Origin of the sequence: Pantoea sp. (assembly GCF_032114055.1) — a bacterium.
Taxonomy (GTDB): Bacteria; Pseudomonadota; Gammaproteobacteria; order Enterobacterales; family Enterobacteriaceae; genus Pantoea.
Map to the genome: position 1 here is coordinate 137,430 of NZ_DAMCTB010000008.1, position 16,674 is coordinate 154,103.

Annotated in this window: 18 protein-coding genes and 1 other RNA gene; 5 read left to right on the forward strand and 14 right to left on the reverse strand. The window is 58.6% G+C overall.

Features of this window, described 5'->3' with window-relative positions; all coding sequences use genetic code 11:
- Positions 1-195 precede the first annotated feature (195 nt).
- Both rnpB and rsmI read right to left on the reverse strand, forming a co-directional pair.
- Positions 196-574, reverse strand: an RNA gene (gene rnpB, locus RT657_RS14400) — RNase P RNA component class A.
- A 33-nt stretch (positions 575-607) separates the two neighbouring features.
- On the reverse strand, positions 608-1,474 hold the full coding sequence (gene rsmI, locus RT657_RS14405) for a 16S rRNA (cytidine(1402)-2'-O)-methyltransferase (protein ID WP_313655265.1): 867 nt from the start codon (positions 1,472-1,474) through the stop codon (positions 608-610).
- Positions 1,475-1,536: 62 nt separating this feature from the next.
- Between rsmI and RT657_RS14410 the strand changes: the two genes are divergently transcribed.
- From RT657_RS14410 to dolP, 4 genes are read left to right on the forward strand one after another with little or no spacing between them, the layout of a single operon-like run.
- A complete protein-coding gene (locus RT657_RS14410; RefSeq protein ID WP_313655266.1) occupies positions 1,537-3,588 on the forward strand; it encodes a penicillin-binding protein activator in 2,052 nt (683 codons plus the stop codon).
- The gene (locus RT657_RS14415; RefSeq protein WP_313655268.1) at positions 3,546-3,941 is read left to right on the forward strand and encodes a YraN family protein; all 396 of its coding nucleotides are present in this window, start codon (positions 3,546-3,548) and stop codon (positions 3,939-3,941) included. Before RT657_RS14410 ends, RT657_RS14415 begins: the two co-directional genes overlap by 43 nt.
- 14 nt (positions 3,942-3,955) lie before the next feature.
- The gene (gene diaA / locus RT657_RS14420; RefSeq protein ID WP_313655270.1) at positions 3,956-4,543 is read left to right on the forward strand and encodes a DnaA initiator-associating protein DiaA; all 588 of its coding nucleotides are present in this window, start codon (positions 3,956-3,958) and stop codon (positions 4,541-4,543) included.
- Positions 4,544-4,557: 14 nt separating this feature from the next.
- Positions 4,558-5,130 carry a division/outer membrane stress-associated lipid-binding lipoprotein gene (gene dolP, locus RT657_RS14425; protein ID WP_111139253.1) on the forward strand — a complete coding sequence of 191 codons (573 nt, stop codon included), beginning with the start codon at positions 4,558-4,560 and terminating at the stop codon, positions 5,128-5,130.
- Positions 5,131-5,183: 53 nt separating this feature from the next.
- Here the strand turns inward: dolP and RT657_RS14430 are convergent, their stop codons facing one another.
- Positions 5,184-5,888 (reverse strand): pirin family protein, encoded by a 705-nt coding sequence (locus tag RT657_RS14430; protein ID WP_313655273.1) that lies wholly within the window; start codon positions 5,886-5,888, stop codon positions 5,184-5,186.
- A gap of 129 nt (positions 5,889-6,017) precedes the next feature.
- Here RT657_RS14430 and RT657_RS14435 point away from each other — a divergent pair, with 129 nt between their 5' ends.
- Entirely contained in the window at positions 6,018-6,917 is a 900-nt protein-coding gene (locus RT657_RS14435; RefSeq protein ID WP_111139251.1) for a LysR family transcriptional regulator, read from the forward strand.
- A 3-nt stretch (positions 6,918-6,920) separates the two neighbouring features.
- Here the strand turns inward: RT657_RS14435 and RT657_RS14440 are convergent, their stop codons facing one another.
- The 11 genes from RT657_RS14440 to pmbA form a co-directional block, all read right to left on the reverse strand.
- Positions 6,921-8,831 (reverse strand): BglG family transcription antiterminator, encoded by a 1,911-nt coding sequence (locus RT657_RS14440; RefSeq protein ID WP_313655276.1) that lies wholly within the window; start codon positions 8,829-8,831, stop codon positions 6,921-6,923.
- 105 nt (positions 8,832-8,936) lie between these two features.
- Positions 8,937-9,677 carry a 2-dehydro-3-deoxy-phosphogluconate aldolase gene (gene dagF, locus RT657_RS14445; RefSeq protein WP_313655277.1) on the reverse strand — a complete coding sequence of 247 codons (741 nt, stop codon included), beginning with the start codon at positions 9,675-9,677 and terminating at the stop codon, positions 8,937-8,939.
- On the reverse strand, positions 9,674-10,795 hold the full coding sequence (locus RT657_RS14450) for a DgaE family pyridoxal phosphate-dependent ammonia lyase (protein WP_313655279.1): 1,122 nt from the start codon (positions 10,793-10,795) through the stop codon (positions 9,674-9,676). Before RT657_RS14450 ends, dagF begins: the two co-directional genes overlap by 4 nt.
- Positions 10,779-11,909 (reverse strand): amidohydrolase/deacetylase family metallohydrolase, encoded by a 1,131-nt coding sequence (locus tag RT657_RS14455; protein WP_313655280.1) that lies wholly within the window; start codon positions 11,907-11,909, stop codon positions 10,779-10,781. Before RT657_RS14455 ends, RT657_RS14450 begins: the two co-directional genes overlap by 17 nt.
- 43 nt (positions 11,910-11,952) lie before the next feature.
- Positions 11,953-12,594, reverse strand: coding sequence for a DUF4310 family protein (locus tag RT657_RS14460; protein ID WP_313655282.1), 642 nt, complete (start codon positions 12,592-12,594; stop codon positions 11,953-11,955).
- A 10-nt stretch (positions 12,595-12,604) separates the two neighbouring features.
- Positions 12,605-13,381 carry a DUF4311 domain-containing protein gene (locus RT657_RS14465; RefSeq protein WP_313655283.1) on the reverse strand — a complete coding sequence of 259 codons (777 nt, stop codon included), beginning with the start codon at positions 13,379-13,381 and terminating at the stop codon, positions 12,605-12,607.
- 115 nt (positions 13,382-13,496) lie between these two features.
- Complete coding sequence (locus tag RT657_RS14470) at positions 13,497-13,796, reverse strand: DUF4312 family protein (RefSeq protein ID WP_313655284.1); 300 nt, start codon at positions 13,794-13,796, stop codon at positions 13,497-13,499.
- On the reverse strand, positions 13,793-14,155 hold the full coding sequence (locus RT657_RS14475; protein WP_313655286.1) for an SFCGS family glycine-rich protein: 363 nt from the start codon (positions 14,153-14,155) through the stop codon (positions 13,793-13,795). Before RT657_RS14475 ends, RT657_RS14470 begins: the two co-directional genes overlap by 4 nt.
- A gap of 13 nt (positions 14,156-14,168) precedes the next feature.
- Complete coding sequence (locus tag RT657_RS14480; protein WP_313655287.1) at positions 14,169-14,504, reverse strand: glycine dehydrogenase; 336 nt, start codon at positions 14,502-14,504, stop codon at positions 14,169-14,171.
- 294 nt (positions 14,505-14,798) lie between these two features.
- On the reverse strand, positions 14,799-15,185 hold the full coding sequence (gene cybC / locus RT657_RS14485) for a cytochrome b562 (protein WP_313655288.1): 387 nt from the start codon (positions 15,183-15,185) through the stop codon (positions 14,799-14,801).
- A gap of 62 nt (positions 15,186-15,247) precedes the next feature.
- Positions 15,248-16,588 (reverse strand): metalloprotease PmbA, encoded by a 1,341-nt coding sequence (gene pmbA / locus RT657_RS14490; RefSeq protein WP_313655289.1) that lies wholly within the window; start codon positions 16,586-16,588, stop codon positions 15,248-15,250.
- Between the last annotated feature and the right edge of the window lie 86 nt (positions 16,589-16,674).

Below are 16,674 nucleotides of genomic sequence, written 5' to 3' on the forward strand. Positions count from 1 at the left end.
TCGTGGACAGTCATTCATCGCTGTCTGCTCGTGACCTGAAAAGCAAAAACCCCGCCAGAGCGGGGTTTGCAGTAAAAGTCGACGCTGGCCGTTAAGCCGCATTCTTTCCATAGGGTGCGTCGTGGACAGGCATTCATCGCCGCCTGCCCGCTGTCTGAAAAGCAAAAACCCCGCCAGAGCGGGGTTTTCAGTAAAAGTCGAAGCTGACCGTTAAGCCGGGTTCTGTCGTGGACAGTCATTCATCTAGGCCAGCAATCGCTCACTGGCTCAAGCAGCCTACCCGGGTTCAGTACGGGCCGTACCTTGTGAACCCCTATTTGGCCTTGCTCCGGGTGGAGTTTACCGTGCCACGAACTGTTGCCAGTCGCGCGGTGCGCTCTTACCGCACCCTTTCACCCTTACCTGATCCCATTTCTGGGCCATCGGCGGTTTGCTCTCTGTTGCACTGGTCGTAGGCTTGCGCCTCCCAGGCGTTACCTGGCACCCTGCCCTATGGAGCCCGGACTTTCCTCCCCTCTGCCCGTCTCCCCACATGTGAGGACGACGACAAAGCGGCGACTGTCTGGTCAGCTTCGGCGCGGGATAATAGGACATTCCCCGCCGTTTGTCACGCCTCTTGCTGCGCCAGCGCATACTTATACAGCGCATTCTTCTTCACACTGTGGATCTCGGCCGCCAGGGCCGCCGCGCGCTTCAGTGGCAGCTCCTTCTGCAGCAGCGCCAGAGTGCGCAGCGCATCGGCCGGTAACGCATCCTCATTCCCGACCTTGTGGCCTTCAACAATCAGCACCATCTCGCCTTTGCGACGATTCTCATCCTCTTTTACCCACGCCAGCAGTTCGCCCACGGGCGCACCGTGAATGGACTCCCAGGTTTTGGTCAGTTCACGCGCCAGCACGACATAACGGTCAGCGCCCAGCTCACTGACCATATCCTGCAGGCTATCGATCAGGCGGTGGGTCGATTCATAGAAAATCAGCGTGCGCGGCTCCTGCACCAGCGCCCGCAGCGCATCGCAGCGACCTTTAGTTTTGGCAGGCAGAAACCCTTCGTAACAGAAACGATCGGACGGCAGACCCGCAGCACTTAATGCAGCAATTGCGGCACAGGCACCCGGCAGCGGCACCACACGAATGCCCGCTTCACGGCAGCGACGCACCAGATGATAGCCCGGATCGTTGATCAGCGGCGTGCCAGCATCCGAAACTAAGGCTATGCTTTGACCGTCTTGCAGCTTCGTCAACAGCAGCTCAGCCTTGTGCTGTTCGTTGTGGTCATGAAGTGAGAAGAGTCGCGCATTGATGGCGAAATGTTGTAGCAACAGTCCGGTATGACGTGTATCTTCCGCAGCGACCAGATCGACGCTCGAAAGCACCGTCAGCGCCCGCTGGGTGATATCACCCAAATTACCAATCGGGGTTGGAACGATGTAGAGCGTGCTGGCAGAAATCTCTGCCCGATCGAGTTGTTTCATTGTTTCATCCGAATTGCCGATTTAATATTGAGCATCTTGAAAAAAACATCACTGGATACAGTATGCTTCCTTCAAAAGTCGTTCGTCATAAAGCAGGACGCTTTCTGCCTGTCATTCTTGCTGGGCTGATTTTAGCCGCGTGTAGCGGTCAGGGGCCGCAAACCTCAACCGTCAATATTCAGGGGCCTATCACAGCCGGTTCCGCTTACTATCTGCAGCAGGCACAGCAGAGCAGCGATGATAGCAAGACCGACTGGCAATTACTCGCAATCCGCGCCCTCCTGAAGGAAGGAAAGTATCCTGAAGCGACGCAGCAACTGAGCCAGTTGCCGCAGCAGCTTTCTGAGACGCAGCAGCAGGAATCTTTGCTGCTCAACGCGCAGTTACTGATTGCACAGCAGAAAACCAAAGAGGCGGAACCGCTGTTAGCGCAGGTAAAAACCGGCGCTCTGTCGCAGGATCAGCTGGCGCGCTACTACAGCCTGCAGATTGCCAGCGCCCAGGGTCGCCCGTCGCTCTCGCTGGTGCGGTCCTACATCGCGCAGGAGCCGCTGCTGAAAGGCACCGATCATCAGGGCAATATTGACGCCACCTGGCAGACACTGACACAGATGTCGCCGCAGGAGGTCAGCAACCTGGTCATTAACGCCGACGAAAATGTGCTGCAGGGCTGGCTGGATCTGCTCGCGGTCTGGCGCGCAAACGCCCAGGATGCGGAAATGCTCAAGTCAGGCATCAAAGACTGGCAGACCCGCTACCCGCAGAACCCGGCAGCCAAAACCCTGCCGACGCAGCTCAGCCAGATGCAGAACTATACTAAAGCCTCGACCAGCCTTATCGCGCTGCTGCTGCCACTGAATGGCCAGGCCCAGGTGTTCGCCAACGCAATTCAGAAAGGCTTCAATGACGCGAAGAACGGTCTCTCTGCACCGTCCGCTCAGCCTGCTTCAACCGGCCAGCCGGCCGCGGCCGATACCACCGCCAGCACCCAGCCTGCTGCCGTTCCCGGTTCTGCCAGCGATCCGATCAGCGCACCGCAGCCGCAGTCTGCCGACACCGCCTCACAGCAGCAGGCTCCGGACACCGCTTCGCAGCCGCAGTCCCAGCCGGTCGCTGCACAACCGGCCAGTAACGCGCAGATCAAAGTCTATGACACCAGCAGCCAGCCGATTGAACAGGTGATGCAGCAGGCTCAGCAGGATGGCGCCACTATCGTGGTCGGCCCATTGCTGAAGAGCAACGTCGAAAAAGTCGCCAACAGCCAGACGCCGCTGAATGTGCTGGCGCTTAACGAGCCGGAAAAAATCCAGAACCATCCGAATATCTGCTACTTTGCGCTCTCTCCTGAAGATGAAGCCCGCGATGCGGCACACCATATCTGGGATCAGGGCAAACGCCAGCCGTTGCTGCTGGTTCCGCGCAGCGGATTGGGCGATCGCGTCACCAACGCCTTTGCCCAGGAGTGGCAGTCGCTGGGTGGCACGACGGTGATGCAGCAGCGCTTCGGTTCCACCGCTGAGCTGAAACAGGGCATCAACAGTGGCGCAGGCATCAGCCTCTCCGGTACGCCGGTGAATGTGGCACCCGCCGCGTCGCAGGGTGTTTCCATCGCAGGGCTGACGATTCCGGCGCCGCAGCAGAGCACGCCGGATGCGGTCAGCACCAGCAGCGGAGGCAGCGTCGATGCGGTCTATATCGTGTCGACTCAGGATGAACTGCAGCTGATCAAACCAATGATCGCGATGCGCACTGGCAGTCGCAGCAACATCTCGCTCTACGCCAGTTCACGCAGCGCCCAGGCCGGTGCCGGTCCTGATTTCCGTCTGGAGATGGATGGCCTGCAGTTCAGCGACATCCCGCTACTTTCCGGCAGCAACCCTGGCCTGATGCAGCAGACGTCAAAGTCCTTCAACAATGACTACTCGCTGGTGCGTCTCTACGCCATGGGAATGGACGCCTGGACGCTGGCGAACCACTTTAACCAGATGCGCCAGACACCAGGCTTTACGCTGGATGGCAACACCGGCAGGCTCAGTGCCAATGCGGATTGTGTGATCAACAGGACGTTGACATGGAACCAGTATCGTCGGGGCGAAATCGCACCAGCCAACTGACCCGCCAGCAGATGGGGGCCGGGTACGAAGAAAAGGCCCGGCGCTATCTGGAGCAGGCTGGCCTGACATGGGTCGCCAGCAACGTTCACCTTCGGCAGGGTGAACTTGACCTGATTATGCGCGACGGGCACTGTTGGGTATTTGTAGAAGTCCGCTATCGTCGCAACGCGCGTTATGGTGGCGCACTTGCCAGCATAACCCGGAATAAACAACAAAAGCTGCTGCGCGCCGCCGCCCTCTGGCTGGCGCAACGCGGCGGCAGTTTTGAAACAGTGAATTGCCGTTTCGATATCATCGCCATTACCGGCACGGCGCTTGAATGGCTGCCGAATGCCTTTAATGCAGACGTTTAGAACCAGGTGGTCGTGTGCAGGAAAGAATTAAAGCGTGTTTTACTGAAAGTATTCAGACCCAGATTGCTGCCGCTGAGGCATTGCCCGATGCCATCTCCCGTGCAGCCATGACGCTGGTACAGTCGTTACTCAATGGCAATAAAATCCTGAGCTGTGGCAACGGGGCCTCATCGGCTAATGCACAGCATTTTGCCGCCAGCATGATCAATCGTTTCGAAACCGAACGCCCCAGCTTACCGGCGCTGGCGCTGAGTGCAGACAACGTGATGCTGACCGCGATCGGCAATGACCGGCTGCATGATGAAATGTATGCCAAACAGGTGCGCGCGCTGGGACAGGCTGGCGATGTGCTGCTGGCGATCTCTACCCGCGGCAATACGCGTGACATTATCAAGGCGGTTGAAGCCGCCGTGACACGCGATATGACTATCGTTGCGCTAACCGGGTATGATGGCGGAGAGCTTGCCGGACTGCTGGGCCCGCAGGATGTGGAAATCCGCATTCCCTCTCATCGCAGTGCCCGGATTCAGGAGATGCACATGCTCACCGTGAACTGCCTGTGCGATCTGATCGATAACACTCTCTTTCCCCATCAGGAATGAACGAAGGAGCACGAATGAAAGCATTGAACGCTATAGCTATTCTGTTAACTGCCATGCTGCTGCAGGGCTGCGTCGCGGTGGTCGCGGGCGGTGCGGCCGTGGCAACTAAAACGGCCACCGATCCCCGTTCAGTCGGGACACAGGTGGATGACGGCACGCTGGAGCTGCGCGTCACAAACGCTTTAGCCAAAGATCAGCAGATCAAAACCGATGCCCGCGTGATTGCCACGGCTTATCAGGGCAAAGTGCTGCTGACCGGTCAGGCGCCGTCGCAGGAGATTGCTAATCGCGCCAAACAGATCACGATGGGCGTGGATGGGGCAACCGAGGTCTACAATGAAATCCGTATCGGGCAGAAAGTGACGCTCGGCACCACCTCATCAGACACCTGGATCACCACCAAAATCCGTTCACAGCTGCTGGGCAGCGATCAGGTGAAATCGTCCAACGTGAAAGTAACGACGGAGAATGGCGAAGTGTTCCTGCTGGGTCTGGTGACGCCACAGGAAGCGCAGGCCGCGGCCGATATCGCCAGCCGTGTCAGCGGCGTGAAGCACGTTACCACCGCATTCACCATGCTGAAGTAACCTGCAGAACGCAAAAAAAGGCGGCCCTGGCCGCCTTTTTTATTGCCTGCGGTTCAGACCGGAATGTCGATAACCAGCGCGCGGGTCGCGGTTTTTGCGGTCAGCTGCAACTGCTTCTCTTCCTGCAGGAACGCGCCGTCACCACAGCCCAGCGTTTCCTGATGATCGGTGCCGGACATCGCTGCCAGCGATCCGTGAATCGACTGCAGATAGGCGCGCGGCCCCTGTAAGCGCAGCGCGTGCTGCTCACCGGGCGCCAGTTCGACCTGATAAATCCATACCTGCTGACGCAGTTGCAGACTTGCGTCTGCGCCATCTGGTGAAGCGATCAGCTGCGACAGCTCCCCTTCTGCCAGCGCCATCTTCTGCATGCGCGGATTTTCCCGCTCCGGGCAGGCGGCCAGCCAGAGCTGCATACGCGTCAGCGGCCGTTCTTTGCTCTGGTTTATTTCGGTGTAACTGACGCCCGGCTGCGCAGAGAGCAGCAGCGCCTCTCCTTCCTGCACGCTGATAGTGTTGCCTTCGCTGTCACGGTACTCCGCTTCACCCTGCAGCACGATGTTCAGCACATCGACCTGAGGATAAGAGCGTGGCTGAAACGCCGCGCCCGGCGCCAGCACTTCCTGGTTCAGGACGCGCAGTGACGCGTAGCCCATCAGCTTTGGATCAAAGTAGTGGCCAAAAGAGAAACTGTAGCGGGCCTGCAGCCAGCCGAAATCGGCCTGGCCACATGCGGACGCACTGCGTGTGGTGATCATGATTTACCTCCGGCATCCGCTGACGAGGATCGGTCACGGACTCAATACCCTCATGGTAAAAGTCTGGACGCCGGATTGTTAGCCAGTTAATCTGCCCGGCATGTTCAAATTTCCTGACAGAGAACCGGGATGGCCAAAGAGCGTGCGTTAACCCTTGAATCTTTACGCGTAATGGATGCGATCGATCGGCGTGGCAGTTTTGCCGCCGCCGCGGATGAGCTGGGCCGCGTCCCTTCCGCCCTCAGCTATACCATGCAGAAGCTGGAAGAGGAGCTGGATGTGGTGCTGTTTGATCGTTCCGGTCATCGCACCAAATTCACGAACGTGGGACGCATGTTGCTGGAGCGTGGCCGGGTACTACTGGAAGCTGCCGATAAGCTCACCACTGATGCGGAAGCACTGGCGCGCGGCTGGGAAACCCATCTGACCATCGTGACCGAAGCGCTGGTGCCGGTCGAGGCGCTGTTTCCGCTGGTCACGCGGCTGGCCGACAAGGCCAATACACAGTTTTCGCTGGTTACCGAAGTGCTGGCGGGCGCCTGGGAGCGGCTGGAACAGGGTCGCGCCGACATCGTGATCGCGCCGGATATGCACTTCCGCGCCTCAACCGAGATCAACACCCGCAAGCTCTACACCATGATGAGCGTCTATGTCGCCAGCGCCGATCACCCGATTCATAACGAGCCTGAACCGCAGTCGGAAGTGACGCGGGTGAAATACCGTGGCATTGCGGTGGCAGATACTGCCCGTGAGCGACCGGTGCTGACCGTGCAGCTGCTGGATAAGCAGCAGCGCCTGACCGTGAGCAGCATGGATGACAAGCGCCGCGCGCTGCTGGCGGGCCTGGGCGTCGCGACCATGCCCTATTCGCTTGTGGAGCAGGATATTGCCGAAGGTCGCCTGCGGGTGGTCAGCCCGGAGTACACCCGTGAAGTCGATATTATTATGGCGTGGCGACGCGACAGCATGGGCGAAGCCAAATCCTGGTGTCTGCGTGAGATCCCGCGCCTGCTGGCGAAGAAAAACTGATTCTCAGGGGCGGTTCAGACAATCCATTGCGACCGCCCTGAAGCTGCTGAAATCGCTGCTGTCCCGCAGGCGAGTCATCGCCCTTTCACGCAGAAAAGTCACAAACAGATCGTAGATCGCCATCGCCTCTTCATACTCACTTTTGCTGATCGCCAGCAGAAAAATCACATAGGCGGTGTCGTCACCCCAGGCGATACCCTGCGGGGCCAGCACGGTGCAGACCACGGTTTTCTTTGCCAGCAGCCCCAGCGAGTGCGGCAGCGCAATGCCTTCGCCGAGCATGGTGCTGACGATCGCTTCGCGCTCCTCCACCGACGGATAGAACGCCGCATCCACGAATCCCTCCGCCTCCAGCTGATCGCACAGCTGGCGGAACAGCTCAGAACGGGTCATCGGCCGATCGATAATATGGAAATGCTGAGCATCAAAAAATTTCGCCAGCATATAGGGCCGGGTTCGATCGACCAGCACCAGTTTGCCAATCTGCTCCAGCTGGAAACCGGTGGGAAACGGCGACATGACCACCACCGGCTTCTCTTTTTCGCTGAGCCGGATGGTCGAGATTACAAAATCCTCATCAATGCGGCTGCGCGCCTCATATTCACGTTGTGACAGTCGCGCCGTGACCTGCAGCTGCGGATAGCGGCGCAGCAGCATCGCCTCAATCATCCGCAGCGTAGAGTTGCCGCTGTCGCATACCAGCAGCACCTGCGGATGACGCTGATAACCGACGTCATAGTGGCGCTCAAGCCCGACACCGATATGCAGTACCAGAAAGCCAATCTCATTCTCGCTGATCACATAAGGGGTATATTTGCCCCAGCTGGTGACCGCCGCCAGGGTGACATCATAGGCCATCGGATAGTGCTGCTTGATGTTACTGAGCAGCGGGTTGGGGATATGAATCTGATAGCGTACCCGGGTAATCATGGTTTTGATGTGGGTAAGCAGATCGGCACGCAGTTGCTGATCGTTCTGCAGATTGAAGTTGTAGTGGGTGTTGATAAAGCTGAGCAGATAATCGACCAGCGCCTCGCCATCGTCAGCGTTGATGGCGCTGGGGGCCACCGCCTGAATCCGGCGCGCCGCGATGTTAATCCGCAGCCAGTGCTCTTCGGCCGGGGAGATCGGCTTGCTGACCAGCGGGCGCATCAGCATGATCAGCTGATGTGCGGCTTCCCGCTCTTCCTCGCCAATCTCTTCAGCACCCGGATCGTTAAGCGGATAGCCTTCGCTGATGCGCCGCACTGCCACGGCACAGTAGATCCGCAGATAACGCTCGCCCTCATCGCTGAGCCGGATGTTGTATCGGGCGAAACAGCACTGCAGCAGCGGACGCAGCGTCTCCAGTATGCCGCTGTTCAGTGCCTCGATGGTCAGTAGCGGACTCTCCGGCTGCAGCTGATCGATTTGCCACAACAGGTCAGTCAGGCAGGTCCTGATCGCTACCTCGCTGCCAAACAGCTTCATGCCGTAATGCGGCTTGCTCTCGATCGTGAGATGATAGCGCCCCAGCCATTCGCGCACCTCGGCCATATCATTCTGCAGGGTAGCCCGGCTGACAAACCACTCTTCTGCCAGCTCTTCCAGTTTCAGCGAATAGGCTGCGGTGAGAAAGCGGGTCAGCAGATAGCGAACCCGATCCGGTGCGGTTCGCGGCACCCGCAGCGGCGACGCGCTGTGCTGTTGCAGATGCTGAAAACGCTGCGCATCCTCAATTTTCAGCTGATAGCCTGCGCCGCGATGCAGGATAAACTGCGCGCCATGTTCTGCCAGCAACGCATTCAGCGCCGTCATGTCGGTGCGCACGGTGCGCGTCGAGACGGCAAAGCGCCGCGCCAGCTCCTCCTGAGGCAGCGTTTCGTTTTGCAGGGCATCGAACAGTTGCGCAAGGCGCTGATTGGGAAATCTCACAAGCGTTACCTGTTAGCAGACAGAAAGTGGAAATCAGCCTACGGCGATTGTCGCGCAACGTCCATGCTGCGCGATCGCGCCAGAGCTTACCGATCCTATCGATCCTCAGGCCAGCAGCGTTTTACAGATGGCCAGCAGCTGCCGCACATCCTCCACGCGCGTCTCGCCACTGGCTTTGTCGATGATCGAACTGTAAACGTGCGGGATCACTTTACTGACGCCCGACTCCAGCGCAATACGGACAATCTCACCAAAATTTTCCAGATCGATGCCGCCGGTAGGCTCCAGCCAGAAATCCAGTTTTGCGCACGCTTCCGCCACGGCGCGATACTCCTCTACCGCCTGCAGCCCGCCCATCGGGAAATATTTCACCGAGCTGCCGCCCATATCCTGCAGCATCGCGATGGCGGTTTCGATGGGTACGATCCCGTCGCGCTGTTTTGCGCTGCGCGGTCCGGTAGAAATTTTTACCTGACCTGGCGTGCCAGTCGGCGAGACCAGCCCGTTGACCACCGTCTGCGACTGGCCCAGCAGGGCGCGGCTGGTGGCGACGCCGGTAAATACCTGGTTCACGTGCTGCGGCTGCAGCTCCGCTGCGATCTCACTCACCATCCGTGACTGATTGGGATCGCCCGCGCCCAGCCCGATCGAGAGCGCGTTGTCGATCAGCGCGGCATACTCACGCATATCGGCGATCGCGGCCGCATTGCTGGCGTAGTTTTTCGACAGTACGCCCACCAGCACATGCCCTTCTGCCGCCTGCCAGATGGCGCGCGCATTCTCTTTTGATCCCGCCAGCACATTGAGGCAGAGACGATCCTGATAAAAATGGGGGGTCAGCGTCATGCGTTGTTTTCTCCGTTTAGCAGCGCCTGGATGCGGGTAAAGATGGTATTCAGCTGATCGGCGCTGACGCTGCGGACGTCCGCTTCGATGATCCCCTCGTTGGCTTTGTAGCCGCGGAAGTAGATCGCCACGTCGCCCTTTTTCAGCGCCTGCACCAGATCGCCGGTCCGGTGCGGGATCGCGGCTTCATCGAAGGCGATCTCTGTGCGGGCGATATCGCGCCCGGCACTGTCCCACACCACGCGGGCCGTCACACCATGCAGGCTGTTGAGCTGCTCAATGAACGGCGTCATTTTTTCCACCATCTGTGCGCCGCTGATCTTCGGCTGCGTCAGGTAGCTTTCGATGGCCTGGGTCAGCCCCAGAATGCCCTCTTTGCCAACTTTCATCGCACGACCAATACCGTTGGTCTGGCGTTTGACCCACTCAACGTACTGATGTCTGCCGATCACCAGCCCGCTGGTCGGCCCTTCGATCGCCTTGGCGCCGCTGTAGATCACCAGATCCGCGCCCGCCGCGTAGTAGCAGTGCAGATCCTCTTCTGCGGCGGCATCGACAATCAATGGCACACCGTGCTCGCGCGCCACGGCGGCAGCCTGTGCTACATCAAGATGGCTTTTCTGCACGCAGTGATGCGATTTTACATAGAGGATGGCTGCGGTCTGCGGCGTGATCGCCGCGGCGAGTTGAGCGGCTGAGCATTCATTGCTGTAACCTGCCTCCACCAGCTCTCCGCCGCCCAGCGCCACCATACTTCCTACCGGCGCGCCATAGTTCACGTTGTGCCCTTTCGGCACCACAATCTGATGCGGAACGGTCAGCGGCGCAGCATGCAGATTATCCAGCAGCCAGTCACTGTCTTTAACAATCACCGCCGCCACGCTCTGGGCAATCCCCGCCGAGGCGCAGGAGACCACCAGTGCGTTTTCCACCTTCAGCAGACCGGCAATATAGGCGCCCGTCTTATCCACCAGAGCTTTCATCTCAAAGTAGTGATCGAGGCCATATTTCACCGTGTCGATCACCTCACTCGACGGCGTGGAAACACCGAGGATCGTCATACGGCCAGAAGCGTTTATCACCGGCTTCAGGCCATACTTTTCATAAACCGAATTCATGCGCGGCTCCTTGTTCAGTCGCAAACCACTCTCCGGCGACCACGGCCGCCAGCGGGATCAGATGTTTTTCACAGGCCACCTGTTCACCTTCTGAATCGATGAAGGGCTGGCTCTCCTGTTTAACGCTAAATACCGTCAGATCGGCGTCATAACCGACTTTCAGCTGGCCCTTGCGCTGCAGGCGAAGTCCTGCGGCTGCCCTGCCTGTGACGCAGTCAATCACCTGCGGCAGCGTCATGCCGACGCTGAAAAACTTCGACATGACATGGGCCAGACTGTGCACCGGTCCAGCCAGACGATTGCGGCAGTAGATGTCCGAGCTGATGGTATCGGGCAGGATGCCCTGCGCGATCGCCGCGCGGGCCACCTCAAAGCTGAAACTGGCGCTGCCGTGGCCCACATCAAGCCGTACGCCACGCGCAATGGCCTGCTTTACCGCCACTTTCAGTTCGCCCTGCGGCGTCAGGATGCGATTAGGCTTGCCGTTAAAGCAGTGGGTGATGATGTCGCCGCTGGTGAGCAGATCCACGATCTGGTCGAGATCGGGTGGATTGTTGCCGATATGCACCATCAGCGGCAGCCCGCCGCTCTGCTGCTGGATCGCTTTCGCCTTTATCAGCGGCTGCACGCCATTTTTACCGACCACGCTGCTGCTGATACGCGCCTTAAGGCCAACAATAAAATCAGGCAGCTGCGTCACCGCCTGCTGCACCGCTTCGCCATCGATCTGCGTCATATCGGCCAGCTCATTCTGGGTGACGATGCCGGTGCGGGCGATATTGATCAGCGCATAGACCTGCGTCGTAGCGGTGCGCGTCAGCCGGTAAAAGTCATCAATATGATCTGCGCCGGTGCTGCCCGCATCGACTACCGTGGTAACACCGTGCGCTACGCCAATCGCGTCCGCCTCATCATGATAAATCGGCGATTTGGGGTAGCAGTGGACGTGTGAGTCGATCCAGCCCGCGCTGAGATAGACGCGGCCCGCCAGATTGCGCTCGCGGCGGGCGCTGCCCTGCACGCGGCCTATTGCCGCGATACGGCCATCCTGCAGCGCAATATCGACCACCTGCTCATCGCAGAGTCGTGCGGCGCGGATAATCAAGTCGTACATGGTTTCTCCTTAACGACAGCCCGCCGCCGGGCTGTCGAGGCGATCAGAGAGCAATCGGGTAAAGCGCGCCCAGGATCATGGCACCCAGAATCGCGCCGCCGGTAATCGGCTTGTTCCAGAGATAGAACAGCAGCGCACCCAGTAGCGAACCCAGGCCAATCGGGATAGAGGCCGCCATAGCCGAGAGAATGATGAGAGGTCCCAGGAAACGCCCCGAGGCGTTACCCGCGCCCATCATCACGTCAGCGCCGTAGGTCGAGTCGCTCTGATTGATGGTGAATTTACGCGCCAGAATAATCAGGTAGCCAATGGCCAGGCCGATCACCAGCCCGGTCGCCAGCGAGGCGGCGAAGTTCGCTACCGGGAAGATGATACCCGCGCCCAGCAGCAGCGCCGGAACGCCCAGCCCGACGCCGGTCTGAATCGCACCGCCGATGTCCAGGATGCCCACCAGCGAGCCTTCGATAATGCGGGCAAACAGGAAGCTGGCACCAAAGGCGGCAACCGCGCCATAGACGCCGGTTTCCATGCCCGCGCGCAGCATCGAAACAAACGCCACTTCGTTAAACGCGCCGATGCCATAGAGGTAATACATGTGGGTTCCGGCAAAGACACCCGAGGAGAGCAGGCCAACAAAGATCGGAAAAGACCAGTCGGCGTACCAGAAACCTTTATTTTCGTTCATCGCATCGCCCCTATTTGCCGCTGACGGTGTTGTGGATCATGTCAAGCCAGCCAGGAATGCCGAGCTGGAATGACTGCAGCAGCTTCATGTCGAAACCGCGGAAGAAGCCGCTCAGCACAAACAGCAGCACAATCGCCGTCATCATGACTTTGGTGACCCGGTTCCAGCCGCTCTCTTCCACGCCTTTACCGATCAGAATGCCCAGCACCAGGCCTGGCACGGCATTGCCCATGATCAGCTGCGCCAGACCGCCAAAAATGGTGGCCCAGAAGCCCGACTTTCTGCCTGCGTCGATGGCGGCCAGCCAGAAGATAACCGGCATGACGGTGTTCACCAGCAGGTTCGCGGCGGGCACCAGCACTTTGACTGCCGTGACCTGCAGTGCAGCTGGCACTGCAGAGGCGGTCGAATTCAGGAAGGCGACCACGATCATGCCGATGATGCCGCAGGCGATAGCCATTTTTTTCGGGTTGTGCAGCGTCTCCGCCACGTTGCGATTCTTCACCATCAGCGCCGCTGCCCCCCAGTTTGGGATGATGCGGTGATCCACATCCTGCGTGAAGGAACCGGCGGCCACAGAAGATGCCCAGGCATTGAAAAAGAAGCCAAGACCAAAGGAGAAGTGGGAGGCAGGATCGCCTTCGCACGAGTTCAGCTCACCCAGCGTTCGGAAAGCCCCCATGCCCTGCGTCGTCGGCGCATGGAACATGCGCGCGGCGCCTGCCCCCACCCCGACGCCAACCAGACCGCCAATGATCAACGACTTAAACAAAATGATTAAAAACATGTTGTTGTACCTTATTGTCGTTTTTTTACCCGTCTGGCATCAGCCGCCACCTCGCCCTGCCAGTCATACAGTCGCAACAGCAGACGCAGGGCTGAATGGCCCGATGTTCACAGGCTTATGATGTTGTCGTGAACGCCACCTGCTCAGTGTCGAAAACGGTGACGCTGACGGTGATCTCCAGCGTGACGCTGAAGCTCCGACGCTGGCGCGCCAGAAAGAAGAAGAGAAACTTCTCGGTTCTGACGCTCTCCTGCGCCCGCAGCACCCGGATATCCTGAGGTTCGATGCGCAGCAGAATTTTTTGCGTTGCGCGCAGAACCTGGTTCTGCACACGGCTCAGGGCATCGGCAAAGGCTTTCGCTTTGGTGTCGCCTTTGCCGTCGACCGTCACCTGCGTCACGTAGTGTTCTTTCATAATCCGCTGCCGTGCTTCCTGTTCCAGGCCTGCACCAGCCGCTCACCTAACTCCTCCTTATCCATGAAACCAAAGCCCAGCACTGTGGCGCCTTCATTGATGGCGGTAACGCCCTCATCAATCGATCGCATGCCATGTTTTGCTTTGTAACCATGCTTGTTCTGCGCAGTGATCGCACCTGCACCGCCGCTGCCGCAGAAGGAGATGCCGAAATCGGCGTTTTCAGCCTTCATCACGTCACCCAGCTTCATGTCGGCCGCCACACCGGGTACCACGACGGCGCGGCCACCGGCTTTTTCGATACCTGCCGCTACTTTCTGCCCTTTACCTAACCGATCGCCAATGACGACTGTGACCATGTTCTGTTCCTCTTCAGTTGTTGGATCGCGCGACTTCAATATGGACTGACAGCAGCCACGCCTCTTCACGGGGCAGATTGCCAAACAGATCTACCACCTGCTGCGCCAGCACTAACGTCTCCGACGGAATATCCTCAAACAGCTCCGCTTCCACGTCCGGCAGCGGCTCCCCGCTCAGTGAGCGTGAGGCCATTGCGGTGACATGAGATTGCAACATCTGCTGCTGCACCGCATTGGGCTGAATGCCATGCTGCTGGTAGATCCCCTCTATCTGCCTCATCACGCGGTCAGCCAGCTCCTGCACTTTCTCCGGTGGCGCTTCATACACCGGAACGCTGTCATTGCTCACCTTGCTACTCCTGTTAAGCCGGATAATTCGCGTTGAAAATAAATTAGCCCTCCTCACACCGGCTGTGGAGAGGCAACATTTCCAGCAGCAAGTGGAAATCAGGATGAAGGTTATGCGTCAGATCGCAGCCTGCACGGTTAGTGCGAAAGAGGTCACAGATTGCACAGTGCGTGAGGATATACCGTCATTAAGCGGCGGATTGTGCGACACCGGCAGGCGCAGCTGGCAGAAGCGAAGGGTGTGATAAGAAGAGGTGATGGTAAAAAACGCCGGTCGGGCTGACCGGCGATCGGATTAGCGGAATTTCTTATGGTTGGTATCGCGGATCTCATCAAATCGGGCGGCTTCGCGCTTTGCACCCGCCACGTTATTCGCTTTCGCCAGCGCATTGACCACATCGATCTGAGCAATCAGCGAGTCCAGACCGGCGTGATACGCTTTCATCTGTGCGCTGTCAGCAGGCTGGCCTTCCAGCTTATCCGGTGTGGACTGCTTCGCATCCTGCGCGGCAGCTCGCATCTTCGTTAACGCCTGCTGCATCTCCTGAGCATTGTCCGTTTTTTTGACAATTTTCAGGTTTGCATTCAGCGTGTCCATATCCTCTTCCAGGTCCGCCGCATAGAGGCTGACGCTGGAGAACAGCAAAGAAGCCGACAACATTGCAATCACATGCTTACGCATCATCATTTCCTTTTTATTGTGATGAAAAAAAAGCAGCCAACAGGCTGCTTCAGAAATTCATGTTATTGTCCCGCTATCTTCATTTCAGGCAGCAATACGGAACCGCACTGGATGTTGCTGCGGGTTTCGATGTCGTCACCAATGGTCACCATATTGCGCCACATCTCTTTGAGATTGCCTGCAATAGTGATTTCGCTGACCGGATACTGAATGACGCCATTCTCCACCCAGAAGCCAGCCGCACCGCGAGAGTAATCGCCGGTAATGGCGCTGACGCCCTGCCCCATCAGCTCGGTGACCACCAGTCCGGTGCCCATCTGCTTAAGCAGTGCATCAAAACTGTGGCCCTGACCTGCGATGCGCCAGTTGTGGATACCGCCAGCGTGACCGGTACTGGTCAGGCCCAGCTTGCGCGCCGAGTAACTGGTCAAAAGCCAGGTCTGCAGCACGCCTGCTTTGATGATGTCGCGCGACTGCGTCCGGACACCTTCGCTGTCGAAAGGCGTCGAGGCCAGCCCTTTCAGCAGATGCGGCTGTTCACTGATGGTCAGCCACTCCGGCAGAATCTGCTGACCCATGGCATCCAGCAGGAAGGTCGATTTACGGTAGACACTGCTGCCACTGATCGCCCCCACCAGATGACCAAACAGGCCTGTCGCCACTTCGGCGGCAAAAATCACCGGGGCCTTCATGGTCGGCAGCTTACGCGGCGCCAGACGGGAAAGCGTACGGCGTGCGCACTCTGCGCCCACCCACTCCGGGCTTTTCAGATCGTCGAACGCACGGCCAATGGTGTAGGCGTAGTCGCGTTCCATGTCGCCATCCTGCTCAGCAATCACGCTGCTGGAGAGCGAGTGACGGCTTGAGCAGTAGCTCTGCAGCATGCCATGACTGTTACCAAAGACTTTGATGCCGACATGGCTGTTGAAGCTGCCGCCTTCAGTATTGGTAATCCGCTTGTCGGCGCGCAGCGCGGCCTCTTCTGCCTGCGCCGCCAGCTCGATAGCACGGTCGGCGTCAATCTCCCACGGATGGTAGAGATCCAGATCCGGCGCGTCATAGGCCAGCAGCGCTGCATCAGCCGGACCGGCAAAAGGATCAGGAGAGGTGTAGCGCGCAATATCAATCGCCGCCTGCACGGTACGTTTGATCGCGTCCGGGCTGAGGTCGGTCGATGAGGCGCTGCCTTTACGGTTCTGATGATAAACGGTGATGCCCAGCGCACCGTCGCTGTTGAACTCGACGTTTTCCACTTCGCCATAGCGGGTGCTGACCCCGATGCCGGTGGTTTTACTGACCGCGACTTCCGCGCTGTCAGTGCTTGCCTTAGCCAGTTCAAGTGCCTGCGCAATCGCCTGCTCCAGTACTTTTCGCTGTTCTGCAACCTGAGTAGATACGTTCATCGACCTGCCGTCTAATCTTATGTGTGAATGATTTGAGTCTATCAGAGTCAGAGAACAATTTCGCAGTCACCCGATAAACTGGTAGG

Bases quoted from the DNA above. Each gene is read 5' to 3' on its own strand.
- dagF (WP_313655277.1), bottom strand. From the start codon at position 9,677: ATGACGCTGACCCCCCATTTTTATCAGGATCGTCTCTGCCTCAATGTG.
- RT657_RS14415 (WP_313655268.1), top strand. From the start codon at position 3,546: ATGGAACCAGTATCGTCGGGGCGAAATCGCACCAGCCAACTGACCCGC.
- RT657_RS14410 (WP_313655266.1), top strand. From the start codon at position 1,537: ATGCTTCCTTCAAAAGTCGTTCGTCATAAAGCAGGACGCTTTCTGCCT.
- rsmI (WP_313655265.1), bottom strand. From the start codon at position 1,474: ATGAAACAACTCGATCGGGCAGAGATTTCTGCCAGCACGCTCTACATC.
- cybC (WP_313655288.1), bottom strand. From the start codon at position 15,185: ATGCGTAAGCATGTGATTGCAATGTTGTCGGCTTCTTTGCTGTTCTCC.
- RT657_RS14430 (WP_313655273.1), bottom strand. From the start codon at position 5,888: ATGATCACCACACGCAGTGCGTCCGCATGTGGCCAGGCCGATTTCGGC.
- dolP (WP_111139253.1), top strand. From the start codon at position 4,558: ATGAAAGCATTGAACGCTATAGCTATTCTGTTAACTGCCATGCTGCTG.
- pmbA (WP_313655289.1), bottom strand. From the start codon at position 16,588: ATGAACGTATCTACTCAGGTTGCAGAACAGCGAAAAGTACTGGAGCAG.
- RT657_RS14435 (WP_111139251.1), top strand. From the start codon at position 6,018: ATGGCCAAAGAGCGTGCGTTAACCCTTGAATCTTTACGCGTAATGGAT.
- RT657_RS14470 (WP_313655284.1), bottom strand. From the start codon at position 13,796: ATGAAAGAACACTACGTGACGCAGGTGACGGTCGACGGCAAAGGCGAC.
- RT657_RS14450 (WP_313655279.1), bottom strand. From the start codon at position 10,795: ATGAATTCGGTTTATGAAAAGTATGGCCTGAAGCCGGTGATAAACGCT.
- RT657_RS14460 (WP_313655282.1), bottom strand. From the start codon at position 12,594: ATGAACGAAAATAAAGGTTTCTGGTACGCCGACTGGTCTTTTCCGATC.
- RT657_RS14475 (WP_313655286.1), bottom strand. From the start codon at position 14,155: ATGGTCACAGTCGTCATTGGCGATCGGTTAGGTAAAGGGCAGAAAGTA.
- RT657_RS14455 (WP_313655280.1), bottom strand. From the start codon at position 11,909: ATGTACGACTTGATTATCCGCGCCGCACGACTCTGCGATGAGCAGGTG.
- RT657_RS14465 (WP_313655283.1), bottom strand. From the start codon at position 13,381: ATGTTTTTAATCATTTTGTTTAAGTCGTTGATCATTGGCGGTCTGGTT.